At 63.8% G+C, this 20,843-nt stretch carries 13 protein-coding genes, 2 tRNA genes and 3 rRNA genes; 7 read left to right on the top strand and 11 right to left on the bottom strand.

The window, feature by feature from the left end; genetic code table 11:
- Nucleotides 1-17 precede the first annotated feature (17 nt).
- The 8 genes from E5P3_RS26955 to E5P3_RS26920 form a co-directional block, all read right to left on the bottom strand.
- Nucleotides 18-1,010, bottom strand: coding sequence for a threonine dehydratase (locus E5P3_RS26955; protein WP_162588758.1), 993 nt, complete (start codon nucleotides 1,008-1,010; stop codon nucleotides 18-20).
- A gap of 73 nt (nucleotides 1,011-1,083) precedes the next feature.
- The gene (locus E5P3_RS26950) at nucleotides 1,084-1,770 is read right to left on the bottom strand and encodes a VOC family protein (RefSeq protein WP_162588757.1); all 687 of its coding nucleotides are present in this window, start codon (nucleotides 1,768-1,770) and stop codon (nucleotides 1,084-1,086) included.
- Nucleotides 1,771-1,777: 7 nt separating this feature from the next.
- Complete coding sequence (locus E5P3_RS26945) at nucleotides 1,778-2,689, bottom strand: PhzF family phenazine biosynthesis protein (protein ID WP_174263104.1); 912 nt, start codon at nucleotides 2,687-2,689, stop codon at nucleotides 1,778-1,780.
- A 5-nt stretch (nucleotides 2,690-2,694) separates the two neighbouring features.
- The gene (locus E5P3_RS26940) at nucleotides 2,695-3,336 is read right to left on the bottom strand and encodes a glutathione S-transferase family protein (RefSeq protein WP_162588755.1); all 642 of its coding nucleotides are present in this window, start codon (nucleotides 3,334-3,336) and stop codon (nucleotides 2,695-2,697) included.
- A 2-nt stretch (nucleotides 3,337-3,338) separates the two neighbouring features.
- On the bottom strand, nucleotides 3,339-3,977 hold the full coding sequence (locus E5P3_RS26935; protein WP_162588754.1) for a LysE family translocator: 639 nt from the start codon (nucleotides 3,975-3,977) through the stop codon (nucleotides 3,339-3,341).
- A gap of 95 nt (nucleotides 3,978-4,072) precedes the next feature.
- Nucleotides 4,073-5,287 carry an aminotransferase-like domain-containing protein gene (locus E5P3_RS26930; RefSeq protein WP_162588753.1) on the bottom strand — a complete coding sequence of 405 codons (1,215 nt, stop codon included), beginning with the start codon at nucleotides 5,285-5,287 and terminating at the stop codon, nucleotides 4,073-4,075.
- Nucleotides 5,284-6,225, bottom strand: a complete 942-nt coding sequence (locus tag E5P3_RS26925; RefSeq protein ID WP_162588752.1) for a DMT family transporter — start codon at nucleotides 6,223-6,225, stop codon at nucleotides 5,284-5,286. Before E5P3_RS26925 ends, E5P3_RS26930 begins: the two co-directional genes overlap by 4 nt.
- Nucleotides 6,222-6,821 (bottom strand): LysE family translocator, encoded by a 600-nt coding sequence (locus tag E5P3_RS26920; protein WP_162588751.1) that lies wholly within the window; start codon nucleotides 6,819-6,821, stop codon nucleotides 6,222-6,224. Before E5P3_RS26920 ends, E5P3_RS26925 begins: the two co-directional genes overlap by 4 nt.
- A gap of 102 nt (nucleotides 6,822-6,923) precedes the next feature.
- Here E5P3_RS26920 and E5P3_RS26915 point away from each other — a divergent pair, with 102 nt between their 5' ends.
- Nucleotides 6,924-8,351, top strand: coding sequence for an aminotransferase-like domain-containing protein (locus E5P3_RS26915; protein ID WP_162588750.1), 1,428 nt, complete (start codon nucleotides 6,924-6,926; stop codon nucleotides 8,349-8,351).
- 7 nt (nucleotides 8,352-8,358) lie between these two features.
- Here E5P3_RS26915 and E5P3_RS26910 read toward each other — a convergent pair whose 3' ends face one another.
- Nucleotides 8,359-10,107, bottom strand: coding sequence for a phospholipase D family protein (locus E5P3_RS26910; RefSeq protein ID WP_162588749.1), 1,749 nt, complete (start codon nucleotides 10,105-10,107; stop codon nucleotides 8,359-8,361).
- 75 nt (nucleotides 10,108-10,182) lie between these two features.
- Nucleotides 10,183-12,105 (bottom strand): ATP-binding cassette domain-containing protein, encoded by a 1,923-nt coding sequence (locus E5P3_RS26905; protein ID WP_162588748.1) that lies wholly within the window; start codon nucleotides 12,103-12,105, stop codon nucleotides 10,183-10,185.
- 671 nt (nucleotides 12,106-12,776) lie between these two features.
- Here E5P3_RS26905 and E5P3_RS26900 point away from each other — a divergent pair.
- From E5P3_RS26900 to rrf, 5 genes are all read left to right on the top strand, one after another.
- Nucleotides 12,777-14,311, top strand: a 16S ribosomal RNA gene (locus tag E5P3_RS26900).
- 73 nt (nucleotides 14,312-14,384) lie between these two features.
- A tRNA-Ile gene (locus tag E5P3_RS26895) sits at nucleotides 14,385-14,461 on the top strand.
- A gap of 28 nt (nucleotides 14,462-14,489) precedes the next feature.
- Nucleotides 14,490-14,565 (top strand) — tRNA-Ala (locus E5P3_RS26890).
- Between the two features lie 312 nt (nucleotides 14,566-14,877).
- Nucleotides 14,878-17,748: ribosomal RNA gene (locus E5P3_RS26885) — 23S ribosomal RNA — on the top strand.
- A gap of 116 nt (nucleotides 17,749-17,864) precedes the next feature.
- Nucleotides 17,865-17,977: ribosomal RNA gene (gene rrf, locus E5P3_RS26880) — 5S ribosomal RNA — on the top strand.
- Together the 16S, 23S and 5S rRNA genes with 2 tRNA genes alongside form the textbook arrangement of a ribosomal RNA operon.
- A gap of 160 nt (nucleotides 17,978-18,137) precedes the next feature.
- On the opposite strand, the gene E5P3_RS26875 is transcribed toward rrf, so the two are convergent.
- Nucleotides 18,138-19,829, bottom strand: a complete 1,692-nt coding sequence (locus tag E5P3_RS26875) for an AMP-binding protein (protein ID WP_162588747.1) — start codon at nucleotides 19,827-19,829, stop codon at nucleotides 18,138-18,140.
- 63 nt (nucleotides 19,830-19,892) lie between these two features.
- On the opposite strand from E5P3_RS26875, the gene E5P3_RS26870 reads away from it, so the two are divergent.
- Nucleotides 19,893-20,834: an esterase/lipase family protein gene (locus tag E5P3_RS26870; RefSeq protein ID WP_332107395.1), complete on the top strand. Its 942-nt coding sequence runs from the start codon at nucleotides 19,893-19,895 to the stop codon at nucleotides 20,832-20,834.
- Nucleotides 20,835-20,843: the final 9 nt, after the last annotated feature.

The following is a 20,843-nucleotide window of genomic DNA, read 5'->3' as shown; positions in this document are numbered from 1 at the left end:
GGGTCGAACGGGGTCGCTCAGGCTTGCTGCCCGACCTGCGCGGATGACAGCACCTCGGCGAACACGGGCGCATCGACGTTGCCGCCCGTCACCGCGATGCCGACGCGCTTGCCGCGCCAGCGCGAGGATTGCTGCAGCAGCGCCGCCAGCGCGGCGGCGCCGGCGCCCTCTGCCACGTTGTGCGTGTCGGTGAAGAGCACGCGCATCGCTTCGGCCACTTCCGCATCGGTCACCGCAACCACGTCGTCGGCCTCGCGCCGCAGCACCTCCAGCGCCTCGGGCACCGGCGTGCGGCAGGCCATGCCGTCGGCCAGCCGCGTGGTGACCGGCGATTCGAGCGCGCGGCCCGCGCGGAAGGAGTCGAGGTAGGCGGTTGCGTGCGCCGACACCACGCCGACCAGCCGTGTCGACACTGCGCAGTGCGCGCGCGCCGCCGCCGCGGCCGCGAAGCCCGAGCCCAGCCCGATCGGCACAAACAGCACCTCGGGCGGCCCGTCCGGCGTCGCGGCGAGCGCCTCGAAGAACTCGACGTAGGCGCTGGCCACCCCGCGTACCAAGTCAGGGTGGAAGGAGGGCACGCGGTGCAGGCCCTGGGCTTCGGCCAGTTGCCCTGCATGCTCGTTGGCGGCCTGGAACTCGTCGCCATGCTCGATGAGCGTGACGCCGAGCGCGCGCATCGCGGCGTTCTTCTCGACTGAGTTGCCGTGTGGCACCACGATGGTCGCGGCGAGGCCGTGGCGCCGCGCTGCGAAGCCCACCGACTGGCCATGGTTGCCGCGCGTGGCGCTGATCACATGGCGCACGGCGGGCTGTTCGCGGGCCAGCGTCTCGAAATAGGTGAGCCCGCCGCGCAGCTTGAAGGCGCCGGCCGGCGTGTGGTTCTCGTGCTTGGCCCAGACCGTGCAGCCCAGGCGGCGCGCCAGCAGCGGCCAGGCGTACTGCGGCGTCGGTGGCATCGTGGCGTAGACGGTGCGGCGAGCGGCCTCGATCTCCTCGCGTGTGAAGCGCATGGTCAGCGGGGCTCCGGCAGGGCAATGCGAACGGCGAGCGCGAGGAGGGCGAGTTCGGAAGGCTGCGGCGGCATCAGGTCCCCTTGGAATCAAGCGTGACGGTGCCGCGCGGCGAGTCGAACACCGCGCGCAGATGGGGGGCGCCGGTGCTCACCGGAACGCCGGCGAGGCCGATGGCTTGCAGCGCCCGTTCCAGGTCGCCGGCACGCGGATGCGACAGTGCCAGCGAGCGCAGCCGGACGCCACAGTCGGCCATGCTGTCGCTGGGATGCGCCGCACCCCAGGCGATCAGCGTGGGCAGGGCGCCGTAGAAGAGCCGCTGGCCGTCGTCGCGCACCGTGATGCGCCAGTCGAGGCGCCCGGCCGGCGTGTCGCGCGAGGCTTCGAGCAGGCGGCCGCGGTTGATGCGGTGGCGCGCGAGCGCCTGGAGGGTGGCGTCGGCGTCAGGCACCTCGGCGACGAAGTGCACCAGCCGCGGCCCATGGCGCGCGAGCGCGGCCTGCAGCGCCGGATCGTCCAGATCGAACCAGCGATGCAACGCTGCGGGCCGCGCCGGCTTCTGCGCGGGGTCGATCGCGATGATCTCGAGGTAGGCGCGCGGGACGTCGGGCGTGGCGATCTTCAGCAGCCGGTTGTGCGTACCCATCAGCGGATGCGTGCCGCCCGGGCCGGGCGCCACGCCGAAGGTGGCTTCGCACCAGCCCACGCCTTCGTCGAGGCTGCGGGCCGCGATCACGAGATGGTCGATGCGCGCCGGCATGCGGTTCCTAGAGCGTGAGCTTGCCGTCGATGCACGTGACCGAGTCGCCGCCGACCCAGACCTGGCCTTCTCCATCCCGCATCACGTGGACGCGCCCCGAGCGGCCCAGGCACTGGCCTTGTGCCGCCAGGTAGCGCTCGGGCAGGTAGCCATCGGCGATGAGCCATTGCGCGAGGCTGGCGTTGAGGCTGCCGGTCACCGGGTCTTCCTCGATGCCGATCGGCGCGGCGAAGGCGCGCACCTCGAGGCCGATGTCCTCCGATCCGGATTGCGCGAAGGCGCGTGCCTCGCGGTTGGAGCGAGCGATCAGCAGGGTGGCCGGTTCCACGTCCCGTGGGGGAATGCCGGCCACGCCCACCTTCTGCCCGAGTTCCTTGAGCGCGCGATGGTCGGGCTTGAGCGCGAGCACGGTGTCGGCATCGGCGAGCAGCAGGCCCAGCCATACCGGGCCGTTGTCCAGCAGCTGCGCGGCCACGATCTGCTGCGCCCGCAGGCCGAGCGCGCCTGCGACCTTGGCCAGCAGCGAGGGGCTGGGCGCGCTGCGCTGGGAGGGTGGCGCCGCGAAGACCAGGCGCTCGCCCTCGTGCCGGATCGGCACGAGGCCGTTGGCGCATTGCTGCACGATGCGCCCACTGGTCCTGGGCCGGCCGCCGGCCTCCAGCCAGGCGTGGCAGCTGCCCAGCGTCGGATGGCCGGCGAAGGGCAATTCGCCGCCAGGGGTGAAGATGCGCACGCGGTAGTCGGCCGAGGGCTCGGTGGGGGGCAGCAGGAAGGTGGTTTCCGACAGGTTCGTCCAGCGGGCGAAGTCCTGCATTTCCGCATCGTCCAGGCCGGTGCCGTCGAGCACCACCGCGAGCGGGTTGCCGGCGTAGGGCTTCGCCGTGAAGACGTCGACTTGCTTGAAGGGGCGGGTTTGCATGGCGTTCATTCCAGGGTGAGATCGAGCACGCCGCGCGCGCCGGCCCGGGTGCGCAGGTCCGCGAACCAGCGCTCGACATGGGGCCAGCTGGGCCGCGTGTATTCGGTCTGCGGCAGGCCGAACCAGCGATGCGCTTCGCAGCCGACCGGGATGTCGGCCATCGTGAAGTGCTCGCCGAGCATGAAGGGACGGGTGGCGAGATGCGCGTCGAGCAGCGCGAACAGCGGCTCGGTCGCGCGCACCGAGTGGGCGATCACGGCCGGGTCGCGCTGGTCCGCGGGCGTGCGGATCCATTGCCTGAAGGCGCCGGCGCTGACCGGGTTGAGCGTGGTCTGCTGCCAATCCATCCAGCGCTCGGCGTCGAAGCGTGCGGCCAGCGGCTCGGGGTAGAGCTTGCCCGGCGAATGCCTGGCGCAGAGGTAGCGCACGATCACGTTCGATTCCCAGAGCGTGACGCGCGCCTCGCCTTCGCCGTCGTCGATGGCCGGCACCAGGGCATTCGGGTTGAGCGCGAGGTAGTCCGGCGTCTGCACGATGCCGAACTTGCCGCCAGCCTCGGTGCGTTGGAAGTCGAGGCCGAGTTCCTGCGCGCACCACACCACCTTGCGCACGTTGATGGAGCTGATGCGCCCCCAGATATTGAGCATGTTCAAAATCCCTTCGAAGGGCGGTCGATGAGCAGAAGACGAAGCGCGAGGCAGATCATCACCGTGGCCAGCAGGCCGCGCTGGAAGCCGGCGGCGTCGCGGCGACGCTGCAGCGAGCGGCCGATCATGCCGCTGCAAGCGCCCAGCGCGGTATTGAACCCGAGGCCGGCCAGGCTCAGCGTAACGCCGAGCACGGCCAGCTGCGCCGGCACGCCGCCGCGCGCCGGATCGACGAACTGCGGCAGGAACACCACGAAGAAGAGCAGCGCCTTCGGATTTACCAGGTTGTTGAGCCAAGCGCGGCGCACCACGCGCGCGAAACCGGAGCGCTCGGCGTGCGCCGGCACGGACGCGCCGCCCGATCGCAGCGCCTGCCAGGCGAGCCACAACAGGTAGAGCGCCCCCGCATAGCGCAACAGATCGAAGGAGGGCGGCCACGCGGCCACCAGCGCAGTGACGCCGGTTGCGGCGCAAAGGGTATGGACGAGGTCCGCCGCGGCGATGCCCAGGCCTGCCGCGAAGCCGGCCCGCGGCCCGAGCGCGATGCCGTGCGAGAGCACGAAGGCCATGTTGGGCCCGGGCGAAAGGAACAGCGACAGCACCGCCACGAGGAACAGCGAGAGCGTGCCGAGCTCGATCATCCCGTGGTCCTCTCGTGCGGCAGACAGGTGCCGATGTGGCGCAGGGCCTGCAAGACGAGGATCGCGATGTGCATGGCCGGCCCGCTTCGGTGGCGCTACGCAGTGATGCCTGCCAGCTGGCGCTGGACTTCGGCCGCGGCCTGGTGCGCCAGCTGCTCGCGCACCGCATCGGCCAGCGCGGTGATCGCCGTGTCGATCTCCTCGACGCTGGCGGTCACGAAGGACAGGCGCAGCGTGCGTGCATCGCCGGCGCCGGCGTAGAAGGGCATCCCCGGCACGAAGGCCACGCCGCGCTCCACCGCCTTGGGCAGCAGCGCCACGGCGTCCATGCCCTCGGGCAGGCGCAGCCAAAGGAACATGCCGCCGGCCGGCTTGTTGAAGCTCACGCCCAGGCCCTGCATCTCGCGCTCGAGCGCGGACAGCATCGCATCGCGCTGGCGCTTGTAGAGCGCACGGATGGTCGGCACATGGCGGCCGAGGAAGCCGTCCTTCATCACCTCCGCCACCATGCGCTGGTTGAAGCTGGGGCTGTGCAGGTCGGCTGCCTGCTTGGCCTGCAGCAGCTTGGGAAAGATGGCCTTGGGCGCCACCAGGAAGCCCAGCCGCAGGCCCGGCGCCAGCACCTTGGAGAAGGAGCCGAGGTAGATGCCGCCCTCGGGGTTGCGGGCGGTGAGCGGCAGCGGCGGCGCCTCGTCGAACCAGAGGTCGCCGTAGGGGTTGTCCTCGACGATCGGCAGGCCGGCCTCCGCCGCGGCGGCGGAGACTGCTGCGCGGCGCGCCTCGCTCATCGTGCGGCCGGTGGGATTCTGGAAATTGGGCAGCAGGTAGACGAAGCGCGCGTCCTTTGCCTTGGCCTTGAGGTCGTCGACCCGTACGCCCTCGTCGTCGCTGGCAACGCTGACGGCCTCCGGCTCCATCGGCGAGAAGGCCTGCAGCGCGCCCAGGTAGGTGGGCGTCTCCACCAGCACGCGGCTGCCGGGGTCGAGCAGTATCTTGGCGATCAGGTCCAGGCCCTGCTGCGAGCCGGTGGTGATCAGCACCTGGGCCGGGTCGACCGGCCAGGGCAGCATCGCCGCAACTGCTTCGCGCAGCGGGCCATAGCCCTCGCTGGCCGCGTATTGCAGCGCGGCCTGGCCGTCCTTGTGCAGCACCTCGGCGCAGGCTTCGGCGAAGGCGCTGATCGGGAAGGTCTTGGGCGAGGGCAGGCCGCCCGCCAAGCTGATGATGCCGGGACGCTCGGTGACCTTGAGGATCTCGCGGATCACCGAGGGGTTCATCTTTTCTGCGCGGGCGGCGAGTTTCCAGTTCATGTTGTTTCCTTCGGATGTGCCAGTTGTTGTGATGATGCAGCGGCGGGGCGCGCCTGCGAGAGCTTCTTGCCGGCGACCACGGTGGCCACCACCGCCGCCGCGAAGCCGAGCGTGACGAAATCGATGGGCTCGCCCAGCAGAGGCACGGCGGCGAGGATCGAGAGGAAGGGCTGCAGCAGCTGGGCCTGGCTCACGCGCAGTGCGCCGCCCATGGCGAGGCCGCGGTACCAGGCGAAGAAGCCCACCCACATCGAGAAGACGCCGACGTAGACGAAGCCCAGCCACGACGAGGTCGCGACCGGGTGCTGCGGCCACAGCCAAAGCGCGCCGGGCAGCGTGACCGGCAGCGCCATCACGCAGACCCAGCAGATCACGCGCTCCGCACCGAGTGCCGGCGTGATCTGTGCGCCGTAGATGTAGCCCAGCGAGGCGGCGAAGACGGCACCCACCAGCAGCAGGTCGCCCCAGGCGAAGCCGAACTGCTGCTCGCCGGCTCGCAGCATCGAGAACACGATCACCAGCGCGCTGCCCGCCAGCGCGCAAAGCCAGAAGCCGAGCCGAGCGCGCTGGTGCAGCACCCAGGCCGCGCAAGCCGCGGTCACCAGCGGCAGCAAGGCCGTCACCACCGCAGCATGGCTGGCGCTGACGATGCGCAATGCATAGGCGAGCAGCAGCGGGAATCCGATCGCGTTGCCCAGCATGGCCATGCCGAGTGGCTTCCATTGGTGGCGTTGCGGCAGCGGCGAGCGGGTCGCAAGCAGGAAGATCACCGACAGCAAACCCGCCAGCGCCGCCCGGCCCAGTGTCAGGAACCAGGGCGAGAGCTGCGGCGCCTCTTGCGTGCCCGTGGCCAGTCGCGTCATCGGCAACGTGACTGCGAAGAAGGCCACGCCGACCACGCCCAGCCACATGCCGAGGGTTTCGTCCTTGATCTTCATACGCTGACCATCCACCAGGCTGTGAGCACCAGGACAGCGGCCATGGCGCGGTTGAACCACAGCAGCCGTCGCCCGTGCGCCAGCCAGTTGCGCAGCAGCGAGCCCGCGAGCGCGTAGGTGAAGTTGCTTGTGAAGGCGTAGACCAGCATCACCGGCGCCACGATGGCGAAGCGCCGCAGCGCGTCGGGCTGGCCGGCGATCCAGGTCGCCACCAGCGTCAGTGCCAGCAGCCAGGCCTTGATGTTGACGAACTGCAGCATCACGCCCTGCCAGAAGCCGACCCGCAACTGCTTGCCGTCGGCCTGCCCCATCGTGGCGCTGCCGCTGAGCTTCCAGGCCAGCCACAGCAGGTAAGCGATGCCCAGCGCCTTGATGGCCCAGCGCAACGACGGCGCAGCCACCACCAGCGCGCCGATGCCGGCCGCGCACAGGCCCAGCAGCAGGGTCCAGCCCACGGGCACGGCGACCACGAAGCGCATGGCGCGCGACAGGCCGCCGTTGGCCGCCAGCGCGGTCGAAAGCGTGGTGTTGGGTCCGGGCGAGAAGCTCATCGCCGTGGCCAGCACCAGCAGCGCGGTGAATTCTTGCCAGTTCATGGCACACACTCTAAACTGATGACCATTACAGTACCGGTACAGAAAACCAAACATGAGTCCGGCCTGTATCGGTTCGATCATCGACACAGCGCGGGCATACGCATGCTGACACGAACCTCCACCCAGTCGTTGACGGAGCAGTTGGCCAGCCGCTTCGCCGAGCGCATCCGCACCCGCTTGCTGGCGCCCGGGGCGCGGCTGCCCTCGGTGCGCGAATGCGCACGGCAGCAGGGCGTGAGCCCGCACACGGTGGTCGCGGCCTATGACCAGCTGCTCGCGCAGGGCTTGGTCGAAGCCCGCCGTCAGCGAGGCTTCTATGTGCGCGATTCGATTGCTGCCCAGGCGGGACCGGCGCCATCGACCCTGGGCCCGCTGGCCGAGCCGGCCGTGTCGCAGCCGGTTCCCGCAGACGCGAGCACGCTGATCCGCGGCATGTTCCACCGTCCCAGCGACAAGCCGCAGCCAGGGATGGGCGTATTCCCCTCGGAATGGCTGGACTCGCCCTTTACTGCTGCCGCCGTGCGGCGCGTGACCAGCACAAGGGCGCTGCAGGACTTCTCGTTGCAATACGGCGAACCCGCAGGCGATGGCGGCCTGCGGCGCAGCCTCGCGACCAAGCTTGCCAGCATCAACGTACCCGCCGGCGCAGAGCAGATCGTGACCACGGTCGGCGCCACGCATGCGCTCGATATCGTGAGCCGCACGCTGCTGCGGCCTGGTGATCCGGTGATGGTCGAAGAGCCTGGCTGGGCGCTGGAGTTCGCCCGGCTCGAGGCGTTGGGCATGCGCATCCTGCCGGTGCCGCGCAAGGCCGACGGGCCGGATCTCGAGGTGATGGAGCGCTACTGCAACGCCGGCGACGGCCACAAGCCCAAGCTTTTCGTCAGCGTGAGCGTGCTGCACAACCCGACCGGCTACAGCCTGACGCCGGGCAGCGCGCACCGGGTGCTTCAGCTGGCCAACCAGCATGGCTTCCACATCGTCGAGGACGACACCTACAGCCACCTGGCGCCGGAGCACGCCACCCGCCTGTGCGCGCTCGATGGACTGCAGCGCACCGTCTACGTGAGCGGCTTCGCGAAGATTCTCGCGCCCAACTGGCGTATCGGTTTCCTGGCCGCTTCGCCACAGCTGGTCGGCCGCATGCTCGAGACCAAGCTGCTGACCACGCTCACCACGCCATCGCTGTTCGAGCGGGCGCTCGCCTGGTGCATCGACCAGGGCCAGCTGCGCCGCCATGCCGAGCGCGTGCGTCTGCGCCTGGATGGCGCTCGCGGGCGCACGGTGAAGCTGGCGCTGGCGGCCGGTTGTGCGTTGGCTGCCGAGCCGGCTGGGCTCTTCGGCTGGGTCGACACCGGCGTCGACACCGATGAGCTGACCCAGCGCATGCTCGATGAGGGGTACCTGCTGGCGCCGGGGTCGCTATTCCACGCGCGGCGGCCGCCGAGCACCCTGATGCGCATCAACTTTGCGACCGCGCAGGACGCCGCCTTCTGGAAGGTGTTCGCCCGCGTTCGGGCGCAGCTTTGAGGGCGTCTTAGAGCAGCCTGTCTGGCGCGAAGGGGCCGAACAGCTTGAGGAGCAAGCGCAGTCCGACACTTGCGTCCGGCTCAGTCGTGCTGTCCTTGAGGCCGCTGTCCTGCGGTGCGCGCCATACAAGGCGCCCGTCGCTCCGGTCGACCCGCCAAGCCCCCTTGTGCATGGCGGTCTCGATCTGTCCTGCGGCGACGCGGCTGAGCTCGTCGCTGCGAATGAGCAGCGCGATTTCGGTGTTCTGCAATTGCGAGCGCAGATCGAGGTTCATCGACCCGACCACCAGCAGTCGGCCGTCCATCACCAGCACCTTGGAATGCAGCATCGAGCGCGATTCGCCCGTGCTCCCTCCGGTGGAACCAAAGGCGCTGCCCAGCCCCGCCTGTTCGCTGCGCAGCTCGTACAGGCCGATGCCCATTGCCAGCAGGTCTTCGCGATGCCTGGCATAGCCGACATGGGCCACGGGGGCGTCGTTGGAGGCGAGCGAATTGGTCAGCACGCGGATCTTGACGCCGCGCGCAAGCGCTGAGGCGAACGCCTGCTTCATGTCCGGGCCAGGCACGAAGTAGGGCGAGATGATGAGGAGGTCGCGCTGGGCTTGGCCGATCATCTGCAGAAGTCCTTCGACCACCGTGTCGCCATTGGCGGCCGCATCGACGGCCCCGTCGAGCGACCCGCGCGGCGCTGCGGCCGTCCTGCGCTGGCCCTGTTGGGACACCACGAGGCTGGGCGCCTTGCGTGTGTCAGCACCAGCGCCTGGCCTGTCCGCGGGGATCTTGGCCGGCTTGTCGACCAGCACCGCGGCCGGCGCCCAGACGAGGCTGGCCGTACGCAAGTCCATCGGCTGCTCGTCCCATGCGCGGTTCTGTTGCTCGCCCGTCGGCGCTGCGCCGCGCGGCCGCGGCTCGCCATCGGGCGGCCGCGGTGCGCCGGTGTTCACATCCTTGTCTCGCTCGCCGCGCGCCTCGTTGCGCAGCGCATCGAGTTCCTCGCGCGTCACCAGCGACTGAACGGGATAGGCGCGCTCGTTGTTCCAGTAGGCATCGAAGCTGCGCGACAGGTCCTGCACGATGGGCCCGGCCGCCAACACGTCCATGTCCACGAAGTTGCCCGCCTGGGCGTTGCCGAAATAGGCGTCGCCCAGATTGCGTCCGCCCGTCACGCCGAGCACGTTGTCGGCGATGAAGAGCTTGTTGTGCATGCGCTGCTGGATGCGCGAGGCATCCTCGATGGCATTGAACATCCGGGCCAGGCTCGAACCGCGCGAGCCGGGCACCGGATTGAACATCCGCATCTCGATGTTGGGCACGAAAGCCAGGCGCATCACCGATGCATTGCGGCCGGTGCTGTGGAAGTCGTCCAGCAGGATGCGCACGCGCACGCCGCGGGCGGCCGCCTCGCGCACTGCGGTGAGCAAGCGTTCGGTGCTGGCGTCGGCATGGATCGCGTAGTACTGAAGGTCGAGCGTTTTCCTCGCACCCTCGGCCAGCGCGAGGCGGCTCCCATAGGCGGCCGGTGGTCCGTCGAGCAGCATGAAGCCGGACTCGTTGCGCGCCGACACGGCCTGGCGGCGCTCCTGGACCAGGGCCGCGAGCGGCGTGCCGGCGGGCGATGCGAGCGCGGTTGACACCGGCCTGTGCACGTTCTGGGGCAGCTCGGCGCACGCCGAGAGCAAGAGGAAGGTCGAACACAGGGCCGCGGCGCAGCTCCGCCATACGCGCGCGCAGGGGTGGAAGGCCTGGAATGAAGTCATGCTGCCTGATCGAAGTTTGCTGCCTCTATATAGCGCAGCCGCGGCCCGCCGCACGTCGGACGAAGGCGCCGCCGGCTAGCCTTGGCGCGCCGAATCCAGCGCCTCCCAACGCTCCATTGCGGCCAGCAATTCCTCGTCGATCTGTGCGTGGCGCTGGGCGAGCTCGGCGGCGCGCGAGGCCTCGCTGGCGTAGATGGCGCCACCCTCCAGCTCGAGTACGTCGGTGATGCGCTTCTGCTCTTCTTCTAGCTCGGCGATCCGTGCGGGCAGGGCCTCGAATTCGCGCTGCTCCTTGTAGCTGAGCTTTCTGCGCGTGCCCGCGCGCGCGGCCGCTTCCGCCGCGGGGGAGGCCACCGCAGGGCTGGGCGCGGGCGCGGGCGCGGGCGCGGGCGCGGGCGAAGCCTGGGCCCTTTCGGCAGCGATCTCGCGAGCGCGCTTCGACTGGATCAGCCAGTCTTCCACGCTGCCTTCGTATTCGCGCCAGAGGCCATCGCCTTCGAAGGCGATGGTGCTCGTCACCACGTTGTCGAGGAAGGTCCGGTCGTGGCTCACGAGGAAGACGGTGCCGTCGTAGTTCTGCAGCAGGTCTTCGAGTAGTTCGAGCGTGTCGATGTCGAGGTCGTTGGTGGGTTCGTCGAGCACCAGCACATTGGCTGGGCGCGCGAACAGGCGGGCGAGCAGCAGGCGATTGCGTTCGCCTCCGCTCAGCGAGCGCACCGGCGATTGCGCGCGCGCTGGCGAGAACAGGAAATCCGCGAGGTAGCTCTTGACATGCTTGCGCTGGCTGCCGATCTCGATCCACTCGCTGCCGGGGCTGATGAAATCCTCCAGCGTGGCATCGAGCTGCAGCGCGGCGCGCATCTGATCGAAGTAGGCGACCTGCAGGTTGGTGCCGCGGCGGATCTTGCCGCTGTCGGGCTCGATCTCGCCGAGGATGAGCTTCAGCAGTGTGGTCTTGCCCGCGCCGTTCGGCCCCACCAGGCCGACCTTGTCGCCGCGCAGGATAGTCCCGCTGAAGTTCCGGACGACGGTCTTGTCGGCGAAGGCCTTCGTCACGCCCGCCATCTCCGCCACGATCTTTCCGCTGGTCTGGCCGGAGGCCACATCCATACTGACGCTGCCGAGCGCCCCGCGCCGGGCGCTGCGCCGGGCGCGCAGTGCCTCGAGTCGGTTGATGCGACTTTGACTGCGAGTGCGGCGGGCCTCGACGCCCTTGCGGATCCAAATCTCTTCTTGGGCCAGCAGCTTGTCCGCCTTGGCAATGATGACGGCTTCCTGGGCGAGCTGCGCTTCCTTTTGCGCCAGGTATTGCTCGAAGTTGCCAGGATACGAATTGAGCTTGCCGCGGTCGAGCTCCACGATGCGGGTGGCGACGCGGTTCAGGAAGCTGCGGTCGTGCGTGATGGTGACGACGCTGCCTTTGAAGTCGATCAGCAACTGTTCGAGCCATTCGATCGAGTCCAGGTCGAGGTGGTTGGTCGGCTCGTCCAGCAGCAGCACGTTGGGCGCGGCGACCAGCGCCTGCGCAAGGGCCACGCGCTTGCGGGTCCCGCCCGAGAGCGCGCCTACTAGCGCGGCGCCATCGAGATGCAGCCGGTGCAGGGTCTCTTCAACGCGCTGCTCCCAGTTCCAGGCGTCGAAGGCTTCGATCTGCGATTGCAACGCATTGAGGTCCAGGCCCGGAGCCCCGGAGAGATATTGCTCGCGGAGCGCGATGGCCTTCGCCAGTCCGGCGCTGGCGGCCGTGAATACGTTGGCGTCCAGCGCGAGCTGGGGATCCTGCGCCACATACGCGACGCGCAGACCCTGCTGAGCTTGGAGCGTGCCGTCGTCGGGCTTTTCGAGACTGCCCAGGATCTTCAAGAGCGAGGACTTGCCGGCGCCGTTGCGGCCGATCAGGCCGATGCGCTCGAACTCGAGCAGCGCGAAGTCCGCGTGGTCGAGCAGCGGGACGTGTCCGAAGGCGAGTTGCGCGTCGAGGAGTGTGATGAGTGCCATGTGGCGCCGATTATCGGAGCCGCATGATGGACTCGGCATAGTCCTTGACGGGCAGGGTGCTCGGCACGAAGAGCCGCTGGGGTACGCGCATCGGCTGGGGTGAGGGCGGGTCGCACGATCCTTCAGGCCCCATCGCAGCTCTTGCGAGGGGCAAACTTTGGCATATACTCGCAGGCTCTTCTGAATCGACGTGCACTTTGGGCTTTTAAGCGAGGCGCGAGGAGAGTCGAAGGAAGTCAGGCCTCGAAGTGGCGGGTTATTCAAATCCGTGTCATAATCGAAGGCTCCGCTGAGGATGTTCTGGTCGCTGAAGCCTGATGGGCTTTGATGGCTGGTTTGGGCGGGAAGAGGGGTTTTGGTTGGGGCTGTGTTGACCGAGTGGTTGATGGGTTCTTAAAAAAACTTCAAAAAGTTTGGCGGTTCTTCAAAAATCGTGTGATAATCTAAGGCTTCGCTGATCGCAGCGAAGTGGGCAAGGAGGGCGAGAGAGTTGCCTGACTTGTGGGGATCATTAAAAACATACAGCCGATAAGCGTGGGCGTTTGAGGCGAATGGCCAAGTTCTTCGGAACGAAGCCTTTCAGGCTTTAAATGCTCATGAGAATAGAAGTGAAGTTCACTTCAATTCCGTTTTTATGAGTTTGTCTCGCGAGAGACGTTAAATTCAAGATCGAACTATAGAGTTTGATCCTGGCTCAGATTGAACGCTGGCGGCATGCCTTACACATGCAAGTCGAACGGCAGCACGGGAGCAATCCTGGTGGCGAGTGGCGAACGGGTGAGTAATACATCGGAACGTGCCCAATCGTGGGGGATAACGCAGCGAAAGCTGTGCTAATACCGCATGAGATCTACGGATGAAAGCAGGGGACCGCAAGGCCTTGCGCGAATGGAGCGGCCGATGGCAGATTAGGTAGTTGGTGAGGTAAAGGCTCACCAAGCCTGCGATCTGTAGCTGGTCTGAGAGGACGACCAGCCACACTGGGACTGAGACACGGCCCAGACTCCTACGGGAGGCAGCAGTGGGGAATTTTGGACAATGGGCGCAAGCCTGATCCAGCCATGCCGCGTGCAGGATGAAGGCCTTCGGGTTGTAAACTGCTTTTGTACGGAACGAAAAGGCTTTCTCTAATAAAGAGGGCTCATGACGGTACCGTAAGAATAAGCACCGGCTAACTACGTGCCAGCAGCCGCGGTAATACGTAGGGTGCAAGCGTTAATCGGAATTACTGGGCGTAAAGCGTGCGCAGGCGGTGATGTAAGACAGTTGTGAAATCCCCGGGCTCAACCTGGGAACTGCATCTGTGACTGCATTGCTGGAGTGCGGCAGAGGGGGATGGAATTCCGCGTGTAGCAGTGAAATGCGTAGATATGCGGAGGAACACCGATGGCGAAGGCAATCCCCTGGGCCTGCACTGACGCTCATGCACGAAAGCGTGGGGAGCAAACAGGATTAGATACCCTGGTAGTCCACGCCCTAAACGATGTCAACTGGTTGTTGGGTCTTCACTGACTCAGTAACGAAGCTAACGCGTGAAGTTGACCGCCTGGGGAGTACGGCCGCAAGGTTGAAACTCAAAGGAATTGACGGGGACCCGCACAAGCGGTGGATGATGTGGTTTAATTCGATGCAACGCGAAAAACCTTACCCACCTTTGACATGTACGGAATTTGCCAGAGATGGCTTAGTGCTCGAAAGAGAACCGTAACACAGGTGCTGCATGGCTGTCGTCAGCTCGTGTCGTGAGATGTTGGGTTAAGTCCCGCAACGAGCGCAACCCTTGTCATTAGTTGCTACATTTAGTTGGGCACTCTAATGAGACTGCCGGTGACAAACCGGAGGAAGGTGGGGATGACGTCAAGTCCTCATGGCCCTTATAGGTGGGGCTACACACGTCATACAATGGCTGGTACAAAGGGTTGCCAACCCGCGAGGGGGAGCTAATCCCATAAAGCCAGTCGTAGTCCGGATCGCAGTCTGCAACTCGACTGCGTGAAGTCGGAATCGCTAGTAATCGTGGATCAGAATGTCACGGTGAATACGTTCCCGGGTCTTGTACACACCGCCCGTCACACCATGGGAGCGGGTTCTGCCAGAAGTAGTTAGCCTAACCGCAAGGAGGGCGATTACCACGGCAGGGTTCGTGACTGGGGTGAAGTCGTAACAAGGTAGCCGTATCGGAAGGTGCGGCTGGATCACCTCCTTTCTGGAAACAATGCCGTTCAAATTGAACGCCCACACTTATCGGTTGTTGGAAGAGGTCGATTCGTTTCGACCATGGGTCTGTAGCTCAGCTGGTTAGAGCACCGTCTTGATAAGGCGGGGGTCGTTGGTTCGAGCCCAACTAGACCCACCATCTTCTGATATCCAAGTGAGAGGACATCGGGGGATTAGCTCAGCTGGGAGAGCACCTGCTTTGCAAGCAGGGGGTCGTCGGTTCGATCCCGTCATCCTCCACCATCATCCTGGTAGATCCTTCAACACCAAAGCGGCTTTGTGCGAGAGCGCGAGGCCTCTTTGTTGTTGATCGAGATTGTTCGGTCAATCGGCTGTTCTTTAAAAATTCATAGAGTCGAATCAGCGTTGCTGATGGAAACTGCACATTCGTAAAGGTTTGGTGCGGACCGTGCCATCAGCAACAAGAATTTTGATTGCGTCAAATGAACTTCACTTCGAAGCAATTCGAATGAAGACGGCATAACGCGTCAGGTGAAAGACCTGGCATATTCCTTGATGGGCTTTGGTTTCTGTGAAGAAACGTCAAAGTTATAGGGTCAAGTGAATAAGAGCATGTGGTGGATGCCTTGGCGATGATAGGCGACGAAGGACGTGATAGCCTGCGATAAGCTTCGGGGAGCTGGCAAATTAGCTTTGATCCGGAGATTTCCGAATGGGGAAACCCACCGAAAGGTATCGTTATCTGAATACATAGGATAACGAGGCGAACCGGGTGAACTGAAACATCTCAGTAGCTCGAGGAAAAGACATCAACCGAGATTCCGAAAGTAGTGGCGAGCGAAATCGGAAGAGCCTGTTAGTGATAGCACAAGACTTAACGGAGCGGCTTGGAAAGGCCGGCCATAGTGGGTGATAGCCCCGTACGTGAAAAGACTTGTGTGGTACTGAGCTGACGAAAAGTAGGGCGGGACACGAGAAATCCTGTCTGAAGATGGGGGGACCATCCTCCAAGGCTAAATACTCATCATCGACCGATAGTGAACTAGTACCGTGAGGGAAAGGCGAAAAGAACCCCGGGAGGGGAGTGAAATAGATCCTGAAACCGCATGCTTACAAAAAGTCGGAGCCCGCAAGGGTGACGGCGTACCTTTTGTATAATGGGTCAGCGACTTACATTCAGTGGCAAGGTTAACCGAATAGGGAAGCCGTAGAGAAATCGAGTCCGAATAGGGCGTCTAGTCGCTGGGTGTAGACCCGAAACCAAGTGATCTATCCATGGCCAGGATGAAGGTGCCGTAACAGGTACTGGAGGTCCGAACCGACTAGTGTTGCAAAACTAGCGGATGAGCTGTGGATAGGGGTGAAAGGCTAAACAAACTTGGAAATAGCTGGTTCTCTCCGAAAACTATTTAGGTAGTGCCTCAAGTATTACCGTCGGGGGTAGAGCACTGTTTTGGCTAGGGGGTCATGGCGACTTACCAAACCAAGGCAAACTCCGAATACCGACGAGTACAGCTTGGGAGACAGAGCACCGGGTGCTAACGTCCGGACTCAAGAGGGAAACAACCCAGACCGCCAGCTAAGGTCCCTAAAATTGGCTAAGTGGGAAACGAAGTGGGAAGGCTAAAACAGTCAGGATGTTGGCTTAGAAGCAGCCATCATTTAAAGAAAGCGTAATAGCTCACTGATCGAGTCGTCCTGCGCGGAAGATGTAACGGGGCTAAGCCAGTTACCGAAGCTGCGGATGCACAGTTTACTGTGCGTGGTAGGAGAGCGTTCTGTAAGCCTGTGAAGGTGCGTTGTAAAGCGTGCTGGAGGTATCAGAAGTGCGAATGCTGACATGAGTAGCGTTAAAGGGGGTGAAAAGCCCCCTCGCCGTAAGCGCAAGGTTTTCTACGCAACGTTCATCGGCGTAGAGTGAGTCGGCCCCTAAGGCGAGGCAGAGATGCGTAGCTGATGGGAAACAGGTCAATATTCCTGTACCGATGTGTAGTGCGATGTGGGGACGGATCTTAATAGGTCATCCGGGTGTTGGATATCCCGGTTTAGTTGGAAGTAGGCGTGCGTTAGGCAAATCCGGCGCACATATACCGAGGCCAACGATCGAGCCAGCTTGCTGGTGAAGTGACTGAACGAGGTTCCAGGAAAAGCCACTAAGCTTCAGCTGCACACGACCGTACCGCAAACCGACACTGGTGCGCGAGATGAGTATTCTAAGGCGCTTGAGAGAACTCAGGAGAAGGAACTCGGCAAATTGACACCGTAACTTCGGAAGAAGGTGTGCCCTATTAGTGTGAAGTGAACAACGGAGCATGAATGGGTTGCAAAAAATCGGTGGCTGCGACTGTTTATTAAAAACACAGCACTCTGCAAACACGAAAGTGGACGTATAGGGTGTGACGCCTGCCCGGTGCTGGAAGATTAAATGATGGGGTGCAAGCTCTTGATTGAAGTCCCAGTAAACGGCGGCCGTAACTATAACGGTCCTAAGGTAGCGAAATTCCTTGTCGGGTAAGTTCCGACCTGCACGAATGGCGTAACGATGGCCACACTGTCTCCTCCTGAGACTCAGCGAAGTTGAAATGTTTGTGATGATGCAATCTCCCCGCGGAAAGACGGAAAGACCCCATGAACCTTTACTGTAGCTTTGTATTGGACTTTGAACAGATCTGTGTAGGATAGGTGGGAGGCTTTGAAGTGCGGTCGCTAGATCGCATGGAGCCAACGTTGAAATACCACCCTGGTGTGTTTGAGGTTCTAACCTAGGTCCATCATCTGGATCGGGGACAGTGCATGGTAGGCAGTTTGACTGGGGCGGTCTCCTCCCAAAGCGTAACGGAGGAGTTCGAAGGTACGCTAGTTACGGTCGGACATCGTGACGATAGTGCAATGGCATAAGCGTGCTTAACTGCGAGACTGACAAGTCGAGCAGATGCGAAAGCAGGACATAGTGATCCGGTGGTTCTGTATGGAAGGGCCATCGCTCAACGGATAAAAGGTACTCTGGGGATAACAGGCTGATACCGCCCAAGAGTTCATATCGACGGCGGTGTTTGGCACCTCGATGTCGGCTCATCTCATCCTGGGGCTGTAGCCGGTCCCAAGGGTATGGCTGTTCGCCATTTAAAGAGGTACGTGAGCTGGGTTTAAAACGTCGTGAGACAGTTTGGTCCCTATCTTCCGTGGGCGCTGCAGATTTGAGGAAGCCTGCTCCTAGTACGAGAGGACCGGAGTGGACACACCTCTGGTGTATCGGTTGTCACGCCAGTGGCATTGCCGAGTAGCTAAGTGTGGAAGAGATAACCGCTGAAAGCATCTAAGCGGGAAACTCGTTTCAAGATGAGATCTGCCGGGGCCTCGAGCCCCCTGAAGAGTCGTTCTAGACCAGGACGTTGATAGGTCGGGTGTGGAAGCGCAGTAATGCGTTAAGCTAACCGATACTAATTGCTCGTGCGGCTTGACCCTATAACTTTGATCTCCCAGATCAAGGTGTTATGCCAAGTGACGCAGTCAAATAACAACTGATTTAACTCTATGAATTCGCCGTCTTGTCCTCAACACCAAGACAGCACCCCTTTATGCCTGATGACCATAGCGAGGTGGTCCCACTCCTTCCCATCCCGAACAGGACAGTGAAACGCCTCAGCGCCGATGATAGTGCGGGTTCCCGTGTGAAAGTAGGTCATCGTCAGGCTCTTACAGCCACAAAAAGCCCAGCCAGCAATGGTTGGGCTTTTTGCTTATATACGCGCCCCTCTACCACCCTTCCCACACCACTCCAGCATCGACATACTTCACGCACTCGCGCGGCCTCAACGGGCCAGCCCATTCTGCTTAGTCCCGGCAGGCGGGGCTCAAGCCCTCGTGTCCGTACGGAGCTGGCGCCGAAGGATCTTGCCGACGTTTGTCTTCGGCAGGCTATCTCGGAACTCGATGTGCTTGGGCCGCTTGTACCCGGTCAACTGGTCGTTGCAGTAGCGCGTCACTGCATCCTCGGTCAGCGTGGGGTCCTTGCGGACCACGAAGACCTTGATCGCCTCGCCTTGCTTCTCGTCTGGCACGCCAATCGCCGCGCACTCCACCACGCCAGGGCACAGCGAGATAACGTTCTCCAGCTCGTTCGGAAACACGTTGAAGCCGCTCACGAGAATCATGTCCTTCTTGCGGTCGACGATCCGGCTGTAGCCGTCCTCCTGCATGACCGCGATGTCGCCGGTGCGCATGAAGCCGTCGGCCGTGAACGCCGCCGCGGTCTCCGCGGGCTGGTTGTAATAGCCGATCATCACGTTGGGCCCCTTGATGCAGAGCTCGCCGGCCTCGTCGACGCGCAGCGAGCGGCCCTCGTCATCCTTGATAGCGACTTCGATCCCTGGAAGCGGCAGGCCGATGGTGCCGGTGAACGCTGTGTTGGACACTGGATTGTTCGTTCCGATCGCGCAGGTCTCGCTCATGCCCCAGCCCTCGATCATTGGACAGCCTGTGGTCTCGAACCACTTGCGGGCCGTACCCTCGGATGCGGCCATGCCCCCGGCCTGGGAGACCACCAGAGCAGAGAAGTCGACGGTCTTGAATTCCGGATGCAGCAACAATGCATTGAACAGCGTATTGACCGCCGGCAGCATGTGGAAGGGCCTCTTCTTAAGCACAGCGATGAACTTGTCAATGTCGCGCGGATTGGGGATCAGCGTGAGATGCGATCCCTGGCGGATCGCGAGCAGGCACAGCGTCAGTGCGAAGATGTGATACAGCGGCAGCGCTGCGATGCTGTTGACTTTGGACGAGTCGCCTGCGCGCTCGAGCGCCGGCTTGAACCAGGCTTCGGCCTGCAGCGTGGCCGCAATGATGTTGCGGTGCGTCAGCACGGCACCCTTCGACAGCCCTGTGGTGCCTCCCGTGTACTGCAGGAACGCGATCGAGTCGAGCGTGCTCGTGTCGGGCGCGAGCTTGAGTTCCTTGCCTTCAAGGATCACCCTTGGAAAGGGCGCCACGGTCCGGCCCTTGTCGAGCGGGAGCTTGTACGGCGGCACCATCTTCGCGAGATGTCGCACTGCCACCGTGATCCAGGTGCCGTAAAGCCCGCCGAGCAGGTCACCCATCGAAGCGACGACCACATGCTTGATCGGCGTGTGCTCGATCACCTGTTCGAGTGTCGCCGCAAAGTTTTCGAGAATGACAATCGCCGTCGCACCGGAATCCTTCAGCTGGTGCTCGAGCTCGCGCGCGGTATATAGAGGATTGACATTGACGCAGGTGTAGCCTGCACGCAGCACCCCTGCCATGGTGACCGCGAACTGCGGCACGTTGGGCAGCATGATGGCCACGCGTGCCCCCGCCTCCAGCCCGCGCGCCTGGAGCCAGGCCCCCAGCGCTCTGGACAACTCGTCGAGCTCAGCATAGCTCATCCACTTCTCCATACACACCGAGAACGGTCGCGTTGCGAAGTGCTCGAACGACTCCTCGAACATGTGGGCCAGCGACCGGTACTGCTCGGGATGCACCTCGTGTGGCACGCCCGGCGGATAGCTTTTCAAAACGGCTGATTGCATGCGAACTCCTTTGCCGCGGATTGTCGAAGGGAGCTTTGCCGTGCCGCCAGCGGGCTTGTCCCAGTGTCGCGCCGGATCTACCGCGCCAGACTTGTCGCGCATGCGATAGTCGGCGGCATGGTCGCGCGTCTTCAGCAATGCATCGTGTTGGCTTGGCTGCTGGCCGCTGCCGGGTGGGTTGGCGGCTGGTGGCCGCACGCGCGCGGCGTGGCCGTGGGCGGTCTTCTGACCTTGAGCCTGGCCCACGCGGGCTTCCTGGCGCTGGAGTTCATTGCGAGCTATCACGTCAGCAGACGAGACCCGTTAGGACGCGCCACTGCGGTGCAGTGCGCGCGGGCTTGGGCTGCCGAAAGCCGGACGGCGCTGAGGGTGTTCTGCTGGCAACAGCCGTTCCGCTTCCATGCAGAGCCCGACTATGTGCCCGAGAGGAGCGGCCGCCGTGGCGTCGTGCTGCTTCATGGCTTCCTGTGCAACCGGGGCTTCTGGAATCCCTGGCTCCGAGAGCTGCGTGCGAGCGGCCATGCCTTCATCGCTGTCGATCTCGAGCCAGTCTTCGGCTCGATTGACCACTACGCGACGACACTCGACGAGGCGATCTCACGCGTAACTGCAGCCACCGGACGCTCGCCGGTCCTGATCTGCCACAGCATGGGTGGTCTCGCCGCCAGAGCATGGCTGCGCAGCGCCGATGTGGCGCGCGTGCATCGTATCGTCACGATCGGCACGCCGCACCGCGGCACCTGGCTGGCACGCTTCGGCCGTACCGTGAACGGACGCCAGATGCGACTCGATGGCGAATGGCTGCAGCAAATGGAAAGCGCTTGCAGCAGCGCACGTGAGGTGCCGTTCACCTGCTGGTATTCGAACTGCGACAACATCGTGTTCCCGACCTCTTCGGCCACGCTTCCCGGCGCCGACAACCGGCTCGTGCCGGGGCGCGGGCATGTGGAAATGGCGTTTGTCTCAAGCCTGCGGCAGCAGACCCTCGCATTGCTCGACGAGTGAAGAGCCGTC

The organism is Variovorax sp. RA8 (assembly GCF_901827175.1).
In the GTDB taxonomy this organism is placed as follows: domain Bacteria; phylum Pseudomonadota; class Gammaproteobacteria; order Burkholderiales; family Burkholderiaceae_C; genus Variovorax.
Note: the sequence above shows the minus strand (reverse complement) of the source record. Positions and strands in the feature narration are given on the sequence as shown.

Excerpts from the sequence above, each read along its gene's own strand:
- E5P3_RS26925 (WP_162588752.1), bottom strand. The coding sequence starts at position 6,225 with ATGAAGATCAAGGACGAAACCCTCGGCATGTGGCTGGGCGTGGTCGGC.
- E5P3_RS26875 (WP_162588747.1), bottom strand. The coding sequence starts at position 19,829 with ATGCAATCAGCCGTTTTGAAAAGCTATCCGCCGGGCGTGCCACACGAG.
- E5P3_RS26915 (WP_162588750.1), top strand. The coding sequence starts at position 6,924 with ATGCTGACACGAACCTCCACCCAGTCGTTGACGGAGCAGTTGGCCAGC.
- E5P3_RS26935 (WP_162588754.1), bottom strand. The coding sequence starts at position 3,977 with ATGATCGAGCTCGGCACGCTCTCGCTGTTCCTCGTGGCGGTGCTGTCG.
- E5P3_RS26940 (WP_162588755.1), bottom strand. The coding sequence starts at position 3,336 with ATGCTCAATATCTGGGGGCGCATCAGCTCCATCAACGTGCGCAAGGTG.
- E5P3_RS26950 (WP_162588757.1), bottom strand. The coding sequence starts at position 1,770 with ATGCCGGCGCGCATCGACCATCTCGTGATCGCGGCCCGCAGCCTCGAC.
- E5P3_RS26930 (WP_162588753.1), bottom strand. The coding sequence starts at position 5,287 with ATGAACTGGAAACTCGCCGCCCGCGCAGAAAAGATGAACCCCTCGGTG.
- E5P3_RS26905 (WP_162588748.1), bottom strand. The coding sequence starts at position 12,105 with ATGGCACTCATCACACTCCTCGACGCGCAACTCGCCTTCGGACACGTC.
- E5P3_RS26955 (WP_162588758.1), bottom strand. The coding sequence starts at position 1,010 with ATGCGCTTCACACGCGAGGAGATCGAGGCCGCTCGCCGCACCGTCTAC.
- E5P3_RS26945 (WP_174263104.1), bottom strand. The coding sequence starts at position 2,689 with ATGCAAACCCGCCCCTTCAAGCAAGTCGACGTCTTCACGGCGAAGCCC.
- E5P3_RS26910 (WP_162588749.1), bottom strand. The coding sequence starts at position 10,107 with ATGACTTCATTCCAGGCCTTCCACCCCTGCGCGCGCGTATGGCGGAGC.
- E5P3_RS26920 (WP_162588751.1), bottom strand. The coding sequence starts at position 6,821 with ATGAACTGGCAAGAATTCACCGCGCTGCTGGTGCTGGCCACGGCGATG.